13 protein-coding genes are annotated in these 13868 nt (G+C 74.2%); 8 read left to right on the top strand and 5 right to left on the bottom strand.

The window, feature by feature from the left end; translation table 11 throughout:
* The first annotated feature begins 206 nt into the window (after positions 1–206).
* The 3 genes from ACFY7E_RS00550 to ACFY7E_RS00540 all read left to right on the top strand — a co-directional run bounded on the left by ACFY7E_RS00550 (position 207) and on the right by ACFY7E_RS00540 (position 3360).
* Positions 207–1157, top strand: coding sequence for an ROK family protein (locus ACFY7E_RS00550; protein ID WP_389479148.1), 951 nt, complete (start codon positions 207–209; stop codon positions 1155–1157).
* Positions 1157–2311: an N-acetylglucosamine-6-phosphate deacetylase gene (nagA, locus tag ACFY7E_RS00545; protein WP_389479145.1), complete on the top strand. Its 1155-nt coding sequence runs from the start codon at positions 1157–1159 to the stop codon at positions 2309–2311. The genes ACFY7E_RS00550 and nagA overlap by 1 nt, the downstream gene beginning before the upstream one ends.
* A gap of 122 nt (positions 2312–2433) precedes the next feature.
* Positions 2434–3360: a 1-phosphofructokinase family hexose kinase gene (locus ACFY7E_RS00540; RefSeq protein WP_389479143.1), complete on the top strand. Its 927-nt coding sequence runs from the start codon at positions 2434–2436 to the stop codon at positions 3358–3360.
* 15 nt (positions 3361–3375) lie between these two features.
* Here the strand turns inward: ACFY7E_RS00540 and ACFY7E_RS00535 are convergent, their stop codons facing one another.
* A complete protein-coding gene (locus tag ACFY7E_RS00535; protein ID WP_389479142.1) occupies positions 3376–4347 on the bottom strand; it encodes a CBM35 domain-containing protein in 972 nt (323 codons plus the stop codon).
* A 108-nt stretch (positions 4348–4455) separates the two neighbouring features.
* A complete protein-coding gene (cdgB, locus tag ACFY7E_RS00530) occupies positions 4456–6153 on the bottom strand; it encodes a diguanylate cyclase CdgB (protein ID WP_389479139.1) in 1698 nt (565 codons plus the stop codon).
* Between the two features lie 276 nt (positions 6154–6429).
* Here cdgB and ACFY7E_RS00525 point away from each other — a divergent pair, with 276 nt between their 5' ends.
* On the top strand, positions 6430–6999 hold the full coding sequence (locus ACFY7E_RS00525; protein WP_389479137.1) for a flavin reductase family protein: 570 nt from the start codon (positions 6430–6432) through the stop codon (positions 6997–6999).
* Positions 7000–7013: 14 nt separating this feature from the next.
* Here the strand turns inward: ACFY7E_RS00525 and arfB are convergent, their stop codons facing one another.
* The gene (arfB, locus tag ACFY7E_RS00520; RefSeq protein WP_389479135.1) at positions 7014–7451 is read right to left on the bottom strand and encodes an alternative ribosome rescue aminoacyl-tRNA hydrolase ArfB; all 438 of its coding nucleotides are present in this window, start codon (positions 7449–7451) and stop codon (positions 7014–7016) included.
* A 116-nt stretch (positions 7452–7567) separates the two neighbouring features.
* On the opposite strand from arfB, the gene ACFY7E_RS00515 reads away from it, so the two are divergent.
* Complete coding sequence (locus tag ACFY7E_RS00515) at positions 7568–8143, top strand: TerD family protein (protein WP_030221799.1); 576 nt, start codon at positions 7568–7570, stop codon at positions 8141–8143.
* A 114-nt stretch (positions 8144–8257) separates the two neighbouring features.
* Here ACFY7E_RS00515 and ACFY7E_RS00510 read toward each other — a convergent pair whose 3' ends face one another.
* Complete coding sequence (locus tag ACFY7E_RS00510) at positions 8258–9685, bottom strand: M1 family metallopeptidase (RefSeq protein ID WP_389479131.1); 1428 nt, start codon at positions 9683–9685, stop codon at positions 8258–8260.
* Positions 9686–9789: 104 nt separating this feature from the next.
* Positions 9790–10329 carry a heme-binding protein gene (locus tag ACFY7E_RS00505; RefSeq protein ID WP_389479129.1) on the bottom strand — a complete coding sequence of 180 codons (540 nt, stop codon included), beginning with the start codon at positions 10327–10329 and terminating at the stop codon, positions 9790–9792.
* A 273-nt stretch (positions 10330–10602) separates the two neighbouring features.
* On the opposite strand from ACFY7E_RS00505, the gene ACFY7E_RS00500 reads away from it, so the two are divergent.
* The 3 genes from ACFY7E_RS00500 to ACFY7E_RS00490 all read left to right on the top strand — a co-directional run bounded on the left by ACFY7E_RS00500 (position 10603) and on the right by ACFY7E_RS00490 (position 13778).
* The gene (locus ACFY7E_RS00500) at positions 10603–11769 is read left to right on the top strand and encodes a sensor histidine kinase (protein ID WP_389479127.1); all 1167 of its coding nucleotides are present in this window, start codon (positions 10603–10605) and stop codon (positions 11767–11769) included.
* A gap of 58 nt (positions 11770–11827) precedes the next feature.
* Complete coding sequence (locus ACFY7E_RS00495; protein WP_383441486.1) at positions 11828–12451, top strand: response regulator; 624 nt, start codon at positions 11828–11830, stop codon at positions 12449–12451.
* Positions 12452–12566: 115 nt separating this feature from the next.
* Positions 12567–13778, top strand: a complete 1212-nt coding sequence (locus ACFY7E_RS00490) for an FAD-dependent monooxygenase (protein ID WP_389479125.1) — start codon at positions 12567–12569, stop codon at positions 13776–13778.
* The last annotated feature ends 90 nt before the right edge of the window (positions 13779–13868 follow it).

Genomic DNA, 13868 nt, shown 5'->3' with positions numbered 1-13868 from the left:
CTGCCTCGTACCCGGCGTGAGGTCTACACCACTCGGGTATCACTTCCGCAACACCCTTTCCGAAATGCCGCGGATCGGGCGGGGCGCGGAGGCCCGGCGCGCCCCGGGAACGAAGGGGACGGACCGGTAATCGAATTTGTATCCGTACGCAACAATCCTCGGCAGTGGACTAGACCTTTTGCCCCGTGGCGGCCAGACTATTCCCCGTGAAACACGTCATCGCCCTGGATGTGGGCGGCACCGGCATGAAGGCCGCCCTCGTCGGGGCGGACGGCACCCTGCTGCACGAGGCCCGCCGCGCCACCGGGCGCGACCGGGGCCCCGAGGCCGTGGTGGAGACGATCCTCGGCTTCGCGGAGGACCTCCGCCTCCTCGGCCAGGAGCGGTACGGAGAGCCCGCCGCGGCCGCCGGAGTCGCCGTCCCCGGAATCGTCGACGCCGACGACGGCATCGCCGTCTACGCCGCCAACCTCGGCTGGCGCGACGTTCCCATGCGCGAACTCCTCAGCCTCCGCCTCGACGGCATCCCCGTCGCCCTCGGCCACGACGTGCGCACCGGCGGCCTCGCCGAGGGACGCATCGGCGCGGGCCACGGCGCCGACCGCTTCCTCTTCGTGCCCCTCGGCACCGGCATCGCCGGCGCCATCGGCATCGGCGACCGCATCGAGGCCGGCGCCCACGGCTACGCCGGCGAGATCGGCCACATCGTCGTCCGCCCCGGCGGCACCGCCTGCGGCTGCGGCCAGCGCGGCTGCCTGGAGCGGTACGCCTCCGCCTCCGCCGTCTCCCTCGCCTGGGCCGAGGCCGGCGGCGACCCGGAGGCGGACGCCGCCGACTGCGCCAAGGCCGTCGAGTCCGGCGACCCCACGGCCGTACGGATCTGGCAGGACGCCGTCGACGCCCTCGCGGACGGTCTGGTCACCGCGCTCACCCTCCTCGACCCCCGCACGCTCATCATCGGTGGCGGACTCGCCGAAGCCGGGGAAACCTTGTTCACACCACTACGGGCCGCGGTGGAGGAGCGAGTCACGTTCCAGAAGCTGCCCGCCATCGTCCCGGCGGCCCTCGGGGACACCGCCGGCTGCCTGGGCGCGGGCCTGCTCGCCTGGGACCTGCTCGCCGCCCAGCGCCCCACCGACTCGGAGGTTTCCGCCTGATGGCCGATCACAAGGTTCTCGTCGGCGCACACGTCGTGCTGCCCACCGGGATCGTCGAGAACGGGCGCGTGATCGTCGACGGCGAGCGCATCGTCGGCAGCGCGCCGGAGGGCGCCGAGACCATCGACCTGACCGGCCACTGGCTGGTCCCCGGCTTCGTCGACACGCACAACCACGGCGGCGGCGGCGCGTCCTTCACCTCCGGCACCGCCGAGGAGGTCCTCCAGGGCGTCCGCACCCACCGCCTGCACGGCACCACCACCACCGCCGCCTCCCTCGTCACCGGCGACATGGACTTCCTCACCGCGCGGGCCGGCCTCCTCTCCGAGCTGGCCGAGCAGGGCGAGATCGCCGGCATCCACTTCGAGGGCCCGTTCATCTCCCCCTGCCGCAAGGGCGCCCACGACGAGACGCTGCTGCGCTACCCGGACCCGGCCGAGGTCCGCAAGCTGGTCGACGCCGCGCGCGGCCGGGCCACGATGGTCACCCTCGCCACCGAGCTGCCCGGCGGCCTGGACTCCGTACACATGCTCGCCGAGCACGGCGTGACCGCCGCCATCGGCCACACCGACGCCACGTACGAGCAGACCGTCGCCGCCATCGACGCGGGCGCCACCGTCGCCACCCACCTCTACAACGCGATGCCCGCCCTCGGGCACCGCGCGCCCGGCCCGATCGCGGCCCTCCTGGAGGACGAGCGGGTCACCGTCGAGCTCATCAACGACGGCACCCACCTGCACCCCGCCGCCCTGGAGCTGGCCTTCCGCCACGCCGGGCCCGGGCGCGTCGCCCTCATCACCGACGCCATGGACGCCGCCGGCTTCGGCGACGGCCGCTACATGCTCGGCACGCTGGAGGTCGAGGTCAAGGACAGCGTCGCGCGGCTCGTCGAGGGCGGCTCCATCGCCGGCTCCACCCTCACCCTGGACCGCGCCTTCAAGCGCTCCGTCACCGTCGACGGCCTGCCCGTCGAGTCGGTCGTCCGGGCCATCTCCGCCAACCCGGCCCGCCTCCTCGGCGTGTACGACCGCGTCGGTTCCCTGGAGCCCGGCAAGGACGCCGACATCGTCGTCCTCGACGCCGACCTCACCCTGCGGGGCGTCATGCGCAAGGGCGCCTGGATCGTCGAACCGGCGATCGCCGCGGCCGTCTGATCAGGGGCCGTGCGGAAGGGCGGCAGGCCGGGGTCTGGGCCTGCCGCCCTTCCTTTGGCATGATCAGGGGCCGTCGGAACACACGTTCCAGAGGTCTTCACGGGGAGTACGGGGGTGGGCAGGTGATCGTCACGGTCACCCTCAACACGGCGCTGGACCTGACCTACCGGGTCCCCGCCCTCACCCCGCACGCCTCCCACCGGGTCACCCAGGTGATCGAGCGCCCCGGCGGCAAGGGGCTCAACGTGGCCCGGGTCCTCGCCGCCCTCGGGTACGAGACCGTCGCCACCGGCTTCGCGGGCGGCGCCACCGGGGCCGTCCTCCGGGACCGGCTCGCGGCGACCCCGGTCCGGGACGAGCTGGTCGGGACGGCCGGGGCCACCCGCCGCACCGTCGCGGTCGTCGACGCCGCCACCGGCGACACCACCCAGCTCAACGAACCCGGCCCGACCGTCACCGCCGCCGAGTGGGAGACCTTCCGCGCCCGCTTCGCCGCGCTCCTCGACGGCGCCGCCGCCGTCGCCCTCTGCGGCAGCCTCCCGCCGGGCATCCACGTCGGCGCGTACGCGGAACTCGTCCGGCTGGCCCGCTCCGCCGCCGTGCCCGTCCTGCTCGACACCAGCGGCGAGCCCCTGCGGCGGGGCATCGCCGCCCGCCCCGACCTGGTCAAGCCCAACGCGGAGGAGCTCGCCCAGCTCACCGGCGCCCGCGAACCCCGCCGGGCCACCCTCGACGCGCGCCGCCGGGGCGCCCACGCGGTGGTCTCCTCGCTCGGCCCCGAGGGCCTGCTCGCCGCCACCCCCGAGGGCCTGTGGCGCGCGGCCCCGCCGGCCCCCGTCCGGGGCAACCCCACGGGCGCGGGCGACTCGGCCGTCGCCGGCCTGCTCTCCGGCCTGGTCGACGACACCCCCTGGCCGGACCGCCTCACCCGAGCGGTCGCCCTCTCGGCGGCGACGGTCCTCTCCCCGGTGGCGGGGGAGTTCGACGCGGGGGCGTACGAGGAGCTGCTGGGGCGGGTGAAGGTCACGGAGGACTCGGCCGCTCCGTGACCTCCCGCACCGGGGTCACTTCTCCGGTGTGACTTCCAGCCAGTCGAGCAGCACGTCGCACTGGTTGCCCTGCTCGCAGGAGATCTTGATCTCGTTCTCGCCCTCCTGGAGGGTGACCGGCGCCCAGGTGGTCTGCCAGTTCTTCTCCAGGTTCGGGTCCGAGGAGTGGACGAAGTTCTTCAGGCCGATCGGCAGGGTGTTCGGCTTGCCGTTGACCGTCAGGGTGGCGTTGGCGTCGACGGCCGGGATGGCGTAGCGCACGGTGAGGCGGTACGCGCCCCCCGTCGGCATCTTCGCCTTCCACGTCACCGAGGCGCCGACCTGGTTGAAGCCGGCGACGTAGGTGCCGCTCACGCCCTCGGCGCCCTGGACCGTCTTGTCGGTGGTGGCCGAACCGCCCAGCTTCAGCGTCGCCGCGTCCTGCTTCGGCAGCTCGACCGGCGTCTCGTCGGCGCTCGGCTCGTCGCTCGGCGTCTCCGACGGCCGGGAGGGTGCCGTCGAGGCGGGCGGGGTGCCGCCGGCCTTGTCGTCCTCGGGGGTCTTGTTCTTGTTCGTGATCACCGCCGCCGTGATGCCGAGCACCACGACCGCCACCACAGCGACCGCACCGATCAGCAGGCCCCTGGTGTTGGGGCCGCGGCCGGAGCCGCCGCGCTGCGGGGCCGGCGGCGGGGTCCGGTGGGGCGGCTGGGCGCCGTAGGTCTCGGGCGCGGCGTACTGCGCGTGCGGCTGCCCGTACGGCGCCTGCTGCTGCGGCGGCACGTACGGCTGCGTGTGCTGCTGACCGCCGTACTGGCGGCGGTCGCCGACCGTTCTGACCTGGTTGTACGAGGTTCGGGGCACGCCCGGCTGGGCGGGCCCGGGGCCGGGGTAGCCGTAGCCGCCGCCCTGCGGGGGCTGCGCGCCCGCCGCCCGTCCGTCCTCGTACAGGTAGCCGAACGGATCGTCGTCCTCGGGCTTGTTCGAGCCGTCGTTACCGGCAGCCATCCGGGTCATCCTCTCCATGCTCGCCAGCCGTCGCCGACCGGCCGAGCCTACCCCGAACGGACCATTCCCCGACTCGGACCCTTGACCCGGTGGGAGCCGGCGGGCGGGTCAGCCGGCCCGGCGCTGGACCTTGGCGCGGGAGCGTTTCTCCACGTACATGCGCTGGTCGGCGGAGTTCAGGACCTCCTCCACGGACATCCCGCACTCGGCCCAGCCGATGCCGAAACTGGCCCCGACGCGGACCGCCCGGCCGTCCACCCGGATGGGCGGGATGATCGCGTTCCGGAGGCGTACGGCCAGGTCGGCGGCGTCGGCCGCGCCGAGGCCGTCGGCGAGGACGACGAACTCGTCGCCGCCGAGCCGGGCGACGGTGTCCCCGTCCCGCACGCCGGTGGTGAGCCGCCGGGCCACCTCGATGAGGACGGCGTCGCCGGTGTGGTGCCCGAAGCGGTCGTTGATCGACTTGAAGCCGTCGAGGTCGCAGAAGAGGACCGCGAGCCCCTTGGTGCCGTCGTCGGTCTCGCCGCCCGAGGGGGCCACCATGTGGACGTGGTGGTCGTACGGCCCCGCGCCGCCCGCCGGCTCGAAGCCGAAGCCGTGCTCGTGTTCGTGCTGCTCGTAGGGCTCGTACGGCTCGTACGGCTCGTAGGGCTCATAGCCGAAGCCGGAACCGGGCACGGGCCCGTATCCGTAGCCGTCGCCGTACGCGCCGGGGGCGTCCGCCGGGCGCTCGCAGAGGCGGGCGGAGAGCCGGGAGCGCAGCTCGGCGCTGTTGGGCAGGCCGGTGAGGGCGTCGTGCGAGGCGCGGTGGGCGAGCTGGAGCTCGTGGCGCTTGCGCTCCTCGATGTCCTCGACGTGGGTGAGGAGGAAACGGGGGCCGTCGGCGGTGTCGGCGACGACGGAGTTCCGCAGGGAGACCCACACGTAGGTGCCGTCGCGGCGGGCGAGCCGCAGCTCGGCCCGGCCGCCCTCGGCGGAGGTCCGCAGCAGGGTGCCGATGTCCTCGGGGTGCACGAGGTCGGCGAAGGAGTAGCGGCGCATCACGGAGGCGGGCCGGCCGAGCAGCCGGCACAGGGCGTCGTTGGTGCGCAGGAGCCGGCCGTGCTGGTCGCCGCCCATCTCGGCGATGGCCATGCCGGAGGGGGCGTACTCGAAGGCCTGGCGGAAGGATTCCTCACTGGCGCGCAGGGCCTGCTGCTCCCGTTCGAGCCGGACCAGGGCCCGCTGCATGTTGGAGCGGAGGCGGGCGTTGCTGATGGCGATGGCCGACTGCGAGGCGTACATCTGGAGCGCCTCCTGGCCCCAGGGGCCGGGGTGCCGGCCGTTGCGCGGGCGGTCGACGGATATGACGCCGAGGAGTTCGCGGCCGGATCCGGAGGCGTACATCGGGGCGTAGAGGCGGTCGTGGGGGTGCCACTCGTCCTCGAAGCGGGGCGCGGGGCCGTCGGTGTGCCACTGGGGGACGTCGTCGTCCAGCAGGACCCAGCCCTCGGTGTGCGGTATGAACCGCAGGTCGCCCCAGGCGGTCCCCATGGAGAGGCGGCGGTCCCAGGCCTCGCGGGAGCCGACCCGGCCGGTGATCAGGGCCTCGGCGGCGGAGCTTCCGGCGAAGGCGGCGACGACGAGGTCACCGTCGGGGCGCACGAGGTTGACGCAGGCCAGCTCGTAGTTGAGACCGGCGACCACGCCGTCCGCGACGGTCTGCAGGGTGTCCGCCAGGCTGCGGGCGGTGTTGAGGTCCGTCACGACCTGGTGCAGTTGCCGCAGGGTCGAGAGGCGGACGTAGGGCTCCGACTCGGTCTCCATCGTTCGCTCTCCCCGAGACCTCGACAGCAACTCCAGGGTTCTGATCGGCTTCCTGTCGCACAATCGCGTTTCCATATGGACTGTGCCTGCCACTGAATCACAGTGAGCTGCGCACCCGGTACACAGGGTCAACAAATACTGGCTGCTGTGACTCAAGTCACAGCAGGTCATGGCGGGTCGGCCGGGTTTCGGGGCGGGTCCTAGGACCGGCGGGGGTGGGGGGTCTGGTCCCCGCGCCCGATGCGGCCGCCGGGGAGCCGTCCTAGCGTCGGGAGGGTGCTGCAGAAGACCGCCTCCCCGCCCCCCGTGACCGACCTGGCGATCCCCCATGCTGAGGGGGTGAGCAACGAAGACTTCCGGGCGGCGATGTCCCGCCTCGCGTCGGGCGTGGTCCTGGTGACGGCGCACGACCCCGACGACGGCCCGCGCGGCGAGGACGTCGGCATGACGGCCACCGCCTTCACGTCGGTCTCCCTCGACCCGCCCCTGGTCCTGATCAGCCTCCGCAACGGCTCCCGCATGGACGACCTGCTCACCGAGGTCCCCGTCTGGGCGGTCTCGGTCCTCTCCGAGAACCAGCGGCACGTCGCCGGGCGCTTCTCGATGAAGAACCGCGTCAGCGACCGGCTCCTCTTCGCCGACCTGCCGTACACGCGCGGCGGGGCGAGCGGCGCCCCGCTCGTGGGCGGCGCGCTCGCGGTCCTGGAGTGCCGCACCGAGAACCGCGTCGTGGCCGGCGACCACACGCTCGTGGTGGGCCGGGTCCTGACGGCGGGCGCGTCCCCGGCGGACGGCAGCGGGCCCCTGACGTACTTCCAGGGGAAGTACCGGCAGCTGGGGCGATAGCCCGGCGCCGCCGCTCAGCCCCAGTCGCGGGACCGCCGGGTGCGCTTGGTCTCCGAGCGCTGCTTCTTCTCCCGCAGCCGCCGCTCGTTGATGCCGCGCGGGATCTTCGTCGGCCGGCGGGGCTTCGGCGGCGGGGCCGTCGCCTCGGCGAGGAGGGCGGCCAGGCGGACCGCCGCCGTCTCCCGGTTGCGCCACTGCGAGCGGTGCTCCGAGGCCCGTACGGTCACGACGCCGTCGACCAGGCGGGAGGCGAGGCGCTCCAGGGCGCGGGCCTTCCACACCTCGGGGAGCGCGTCGGTGGCCGCGAGGTCGAAGCGCAGCTCGACCCGCGAGTCGCTGGTGTTGACGTGCTGTCCGCCCGGGCCCGACGAACGCGAGAAACGCCACTGGAGCTCGGCCTCGGGGAGCGAGACGGAGCCGCGGACGGGATACGGACCGGACATGCCCCCCATGTTCCCCGCACTGGGCCGTCGGAGTCATCCTCATTTCCGTCCGGGCCGGAACGGGAACCGCCGGGGGGTCGCGCGCGTTTCTCCAGGCGACGACACCACGATGAAAGGGACTTTCCATGGCTGTGAGCCTGTCCAAGGGCGGCAACGTCTCCCTGACCAAGGAGGCCCCGGGCCTCGCCGCCGTCACCGTGGGCCTCGGCTGGGACGTCCGCACCACCACCGGCACCGACTTCGACCTCGACGCCTCCGCGATCGGCGTGGACGCCGCCGGGAAGGTCGCCTCCGACGCCCACTTCGTCTTCTTCAACAACAAGTCGACGCCGGACCAGACCATCGTCCACACCGGTGACAACCGCACCGGCGAGGGCGGCGGCGACGACGAGCAGATCAACGTCAACCTCGCGGCCCTCCCGCCGAACGTCGACAAGATCGTCTTCCCGGTCTCCATCTACGACGCGGTCTCCCGCTCGCAGAACTTCGGCCAGGTCCGCAACGCGTACATCCGCATCGTGAACCAGGCCGGCGGCGCCGAGCTCGCCCGCTACGACCTCTCCGAGGACGCCGCCACCGAGACGGCCATGGTCTTCGGCGAGCTCTACCGCAACGGCGCCGAGTGGAAGTTCCGCGCCGTCGGCCAGGGCTACGCCTCGGGCCTGGAGGGCATCGCCCGCGACTTCGGCGTCAACCTCTGACCCCGACGCGCGCGGCGGACCGCCGCTCCTGAGCCCCGGCGGGGATCCCCCGCCGGGGCTCGGCCCTTGCCGCGGTCGCCCCGGCCCCCGGGAGCCGGGGCCGCCGGACACTCCCTAAGGCCCGTCCGGCTTCTCCTCGCCGTACAGCCAGACGTCCCACAGGTCGCCGAGGTCCTCCCCCGCGGTCTCCTCCGCGTAGGCGGTGAAGTCGGCGGTGGTGGCGTTGGCGTGCCGGTGCTCCTCGGGCCAGCCGCGCAGGATCTCGTCGAAGGCCCCGTCCCCGACCGTCTCGCGCAGCTTGTGCAGGACCATCGCGCCCCGCTGGTAGACGGGCGGGTCGAAGAGGTTCCCGGCGGCGGGCGGGGCGGCCGGCGGGAAGGCCCAGTTGGCCTTCTCCGCGAAGGCCCGTTCGAAGGCGGTGCGGGCGGGGACGTCCTCGTACTCCTCCGCGTACAGCCACTCCGCGTACGTCGCGAAGCCCTCGTTCAGCCACAGGTCCCGCCAGGTCGCGGGGGTCACCGAGTTGCCGAACCACTGGTGGGCCAGCTCGTGGACGAGGGTCGTCCGGTCGAAGGAGGAGGCCGGGAAGACCGGCCGGGTCTGGGTCTCCAGGGCGTAGCCGAGGGTCCCGTCCTCCGTGACGACCGCCCCGGCGGCCGAGAAGGGGTACGGGCCGAAGCGCCGCACCTGCCGGGCGAGGATCGCCGGGACCTCGGCCCGCAGCGCGGCGCTGTCGGCCGCGACCTCCGGCTCGGCGGCGGTCAGCACGGGCACGGTGCCGAGGGCGGTCGCCGTCCCCGTCTCGTACCGGCCGATCGCGACCGTCGCGAGGTGGCTCGCCATCGGCTCGGGCGTGTGCCAGACGGTGGTGACGCGCCCGTCCTCCTCCGTGCGGAGTCCGGTCCTGACGCCGTTGGCGAAGGCGTCGGTCCCGGCGGGGACGGTGAGGGCGATGTCGTACGCGGCCTTGTCGGAGGGGTGGTGGTTGCCGGGGAACCAGGTCGTGGAACCGGCCGGTTCGCCGACCGCGACGACCCCGCCGTCGTCGTCGCGCAGCCAGCCCTCCTCGGAGCCGTCCGCGTCCGTGAGCGGCTCGGGCACGCCCGCGTACGTGACGGTGGCGCGGAACTCCGCGCCCTTCCGGATCTCCTCGCGCGGGCGGAGGGTCAGCTCGGTCCCGGCCCGGTGGTACGCGGCGGGGACGCCGTCCACGCTCGCGCCGCCGACCGTGAGCCCGGACAGGTCGAGGTTGAGGGCGCTGAGGTCCTGGGTGGCGCGGGCGGTGATCTCGGCGGTGCCGTCGATCCGCCCGGTGTCCGGGTCGTACGCGAGGGAGAGGGCGTAGTGCCCCACGTCGTAGCCGCCGTTCCCGAGCTTCGGGAAGTACGGGTCGCGGAGCCCGGCGGCCCCGGGGGTGCCCCGGACCCCGGCGCCGGCGCCGGTGCAGCCGCCCGCGAGCAGGGCGAGGGCTACGAGGGCGGCGAGGGCGGCGGCTCCGGTCCGGGTCTGGGTTCCGGTCCGGGTCCGGTGAAGGTGTGTCACGGACCGATCGTAGGCAGACGGGAGGGTTCGTACGGAAAAGGCGGTGGCGCCCGGCGGGGGGTCCGGGCGCCACGGCCGATCGGGGGAGGTCCTGCCGCCCCGCCTTACCGGCCGAGGGAGGCGACGCCGGCCTGGGCGAACTTCTCGTCGAGGTCGCCCGAGGGGGCGCCCGCGACGCCGATGCCCGCGACGGGGGCGCCCTTGGCGGTGACGGGGGCGCCGCCGGCGAGGAAGAGGGTGTTCGGGATGTCCTTGAGGGTGGGGGCGTTGGCCAGGCGCTTGGCCAGCTCGGAGGTCGGGGCGTTCCAGGAGACGGCGGTGTACGCCTTCTTCACGGCCGACTCGTAGGACTGCGGGCCGGCGCCGTCGCCGCGCAGGGTGACGATCGTGTTGCCGTTGCGGTCGACGACGGCGACCGAGACGCGCTGGTTCTCCTGCTCGGCGGCCTTCAGGGTCGCCCGCGCGGCCTTCGTCGCCGCCTCGATCGTCAGGTGCGTCGACTGCTGGAGGTTGCCGCTCGAGGCGTCGGCGCGGACGGCGGCGGCGGGGGCGGCGGCCGGGGAGGTGGCGTTCGCGGAGACCACGCCGAAGGTACCGGCGGCGATGGCGGCGGCGGCGGTGGCACCGAAGAGGATCTTCTTCATGGGGACTCCGTGGGACGAGTGGGCGAGGGGGACGAGGGGCGCGGGGCCCCGGCCCGAGCGATCCGTGCGTCCGTCTCGCTCTGTCGTCCATCCTGTGGCCGCTCCCGGGGCCCCCCGGTCCACGGTCCGGCTGCCCTCCGGGGGCGTACCGGTGGACGGCCGGGTCAGCCGATCGGCTGATGCCGGTCTGGTCCCACCGGGCCAGGATGAAGGGGTACGCGCAGGTCGGACCGCCGAACGGACCAGAGGGACCACGAGCAGAAGGACCACGACATGGAGCAGGACGTGGAGCGGGACCCGGACGCCCGCCGGCTGGCGAGGATCATGCACATCGCGTTCTTCCTGCTGCTCGGCGCCTCGCTCGCCCGCTTCCTGCTGCGGCACGACTGGGAGACCCGCAGCCCCTGGATCGTCGCCCTCACCGGCGCGCTCGCCTCCCTCTACCTCCTCGGCCCCGTCTCGGGGCGTGTCCGCGCCACCCCGCGCCGGATCGCCTGGCTGGGTACGGTCGTCGCCGTCTGGGTGCTCCTCGTCGTCCTCGCGCCCAGCTTCGCCTGGTGCGCGGTGCCGCTCTTCTACACGGGCCTGCGCACCCTCCCGCCGCGCGCCGCGCTCGGCCTGGTCGCCCTGCTCACCGCCTTCGTGGTCTTCGCGCAGGTCCGGCTCGCGCACGGCGGCTGGGACCCGAACCTGATCGTCGCCCCGCCGGCCGTCGCCGCCCTGGCCACCGGGGTGTTCGTGTACGCGGACCGGCAGGCGGCGCGCCAGCGGGCCCTGATCGACGACCTGCTCCGCACCCGGCGCGAACTCGCCGCGATCGAGCGCCGCGAGGGGACGCTCGCCGAGCGGCAGCGGCTCTCCATGGAGATCCACGACACCCTGGCGCAGGGCCTGTCGAGCCAGCGGATGCTGCTCCAGGCGGCCGACCGCACCTGGGACGGCGATCCGGAGAAGGCCCGCCGGCACGTCCGTACCGCCGCGTCCATCGCCGAGCGCAACCTCGCCGAGGCCCGCCGCTTCGTCCACGACCTCGCGCCGGCCGACCTGGCGGAGGGCGGCGGCCTGGAGGAGGCCCTGCGGGGCCTGGCCGCCCGGGAGTCGGCGGCGTTCCGGGTCGACGGGGTTCCGGTGCCGCTGCCCGACCGGGCGCAGTCGGCGCTGCTGCGGATCGCGCAGGGCGCCCTGGCGAACATCCGCGAGCACGCGGGCGCCGACTCGGCCGCCGTGACCCTGACGTACCTCGACGACCAGGTGGTCCTGGACGTCGCCGACGACGGGCGCGGCTTCGACCCGGCGGACCGGCCGGGCGGACTGCGCGGCCACGGGCTGCCCGCGATGCGGGTGCGGGCCGAGCAGCTCGGCGGCACCCTGACCGTCGAGTCCGCCCCGGGCGAGGGCACGGTGCTCTCCGCCGCGATCCCGCTGGACCCGCAGCCGTGACGCCACCGGACCCGCCGCGCCCGTCGCTCCCCCGCCCCCGCCCCTCCCTGGAGTCGTGATGCCCTCCGTACGGATCCTGCTCTGCGACGACCACGTGGTCGTCCGCGCCGGGCTGCTCGCCCTCCTCGGCAGCACCCCCGACATCGACGTCGTGGGCGAGGCGGGCAGCGGCGAGGAGGCGGTCGCCATGGCGGCGAAGCTGAAGCCGGACGTCGTCCTCATGGACCTCCAGCTCGGGCCGGGCATCGACGGGGTGGAGGCGACCCGCCGGATCGCGCCCACCGGCGTCCACGTCCTCGTCCTCACCACGTACGACACGGACGCCGACATCACGCGGGCGATCGAGGCGGGCGCCACCGGCTACCTCCTGAAGGCCGAACGGCCGGAGGAGCTGTTCGCGGCCATCCACGCGGCGGCGCAGGGCCGTACGGCCCTCTCGCCGCCGGTGGCCAGCCGGGTCATGGACCGGATGCGGGGCGCGGCGGCCCCGAGCCTCACCGACCGGGAGCGGGACATCCTCGGACAGCTGGGGCGCGGCCTCGGCAACCGGGAGATCGCGCGGGCCCTGTTCATCAGCGAGGCGACGGTGAAGACCCACCTGGGCCGGATCTACGCCAAGCTCGGCGTGGACACGCGGGCGGGCGCGGTGGCGGTGGCGAAGGAGCGCAGGCTGCTGCCCTGACGGCGCCCCACCCGTACGTCCCCGTACGGCGTTCGCCTCCGCACCCACCCTCCACTGCTACCGTGCGTCACCTCACAACCGCACGGTGTCATGCCTCAGTCCCAGTGGAGCGCACGTGAAGCTCGCGATCGTCGGCGGCGGTCCCGCCGGCCTCTACCTCTCGGTCCTGCTGAAGCGACGGGACCCGTCGCACGAGATCACGGTGTACGAGCGGAACCCGGAGGGTTCCACGTACGGCTGGGGCGTCACGTACTGGGCCGGGCTCCTCGGCAAGCTGCGCGCGGGCGATCCGGAGTCCGCGCGGGCCGTCGCGGACGCCTCCGTGACCTGGACCGACGGGGTCGCGATCGTCCGCGACGAGCGGACCGTCCACCGGGGCGACGCGGGCTTCGGCATCGGGCGCCGGCGGATGCTGGCGCTGCTCGCGGCCCGCGCCCGCGACCTGGGCGTGCGGATCGAGTTCGAGCACGGCGTGAGCGGCCCGGACGCGCCCGAGCTCGCGGACGCGGACCTGGTGGTCGCCGCCGACGGGGTGAACAGCGCGCTGCGCGAGGCGTACGCGGACCACTTCGGCAGCGAGGTCACCGGCGGCCGGAACCGGTACGTCTGGCTCGGCACGACCAAGGTCTTCGACTCGTTCAGCTTCGCCTTCAAGGAGACGGAGCACGGCTGGATCTGGTGCTACGCCTACGGCTTCAGCGGCGAGCGCTCCACCTGCGTCGTCGAGTGCTCCCCGGAGACCTGGACCGGTCTGGGCCTGGACGCGCTCGGGGAGGCCGACGGCCTGCGCCTCCTGGAGAAGCTCTTCCACGACCTGCTCGACGGGCACGAGCTGATCGGCCGGGACCGGGCGGAGGAGCCCGCCCGGTGGCTCACCTTCCGCACGCTCACCAACCGCGTCTGGCACCGGGGCAACCTGGTCCTCCTCGGGGACGCCGCCCACACCACGCACTACTCGATCGGCGCGGGCACCACCCTGGCCCTGGAGGACGCGCTCGCCCTCGCGGACGCCCTGGACTCCCCCGGCCGGGACCTCGACACGGCCCTGACCCTGTACGGGAAGCGGCGCCGCGCCGAACTCGTCTCCGCCCAGAGCGCCGCCCGCTACAGCGCCCGCTGGTACGAGAACCTCCCCCGCTACATGCGCCTGGAGCCGGCCCGCATGTTCGCCCTCCTCGGCCAGCGCCACTCACCCCTCCTCCCGCACGTCCCGCCCCAGCTGTACTACCGCCTCGACCGCGCCGCCGGCAGCCTGGAACCCCTCCGCCGCCTCAAGCGCTGGCTGGGCCCCCGGGTGGCGCGGGCGGTGCACGGGCGGGGTCGGTGAGCTCCTCGTACGGGGTCGGTGACCTTCTCGTACGGGGTCGGTGGCCTTCTCGTACGGGGTCGGTGGCCTTCTCGTACGGGGCGGGCCCGG

The sequence above is a fragment of the Streptomyces sp. NPDC012825 genome, assembly GCF_042900925.1.
Classification (GTDB): Bacteria; Actinomycetota; Actinomycetes; order Streptomycetales; family Streptomycetaceae; genus Streptomyces.
Note: the sequence above shows the minus strand (reverse complement) of the source record. Positions and strands in the feature narration are given on the sequence as shown.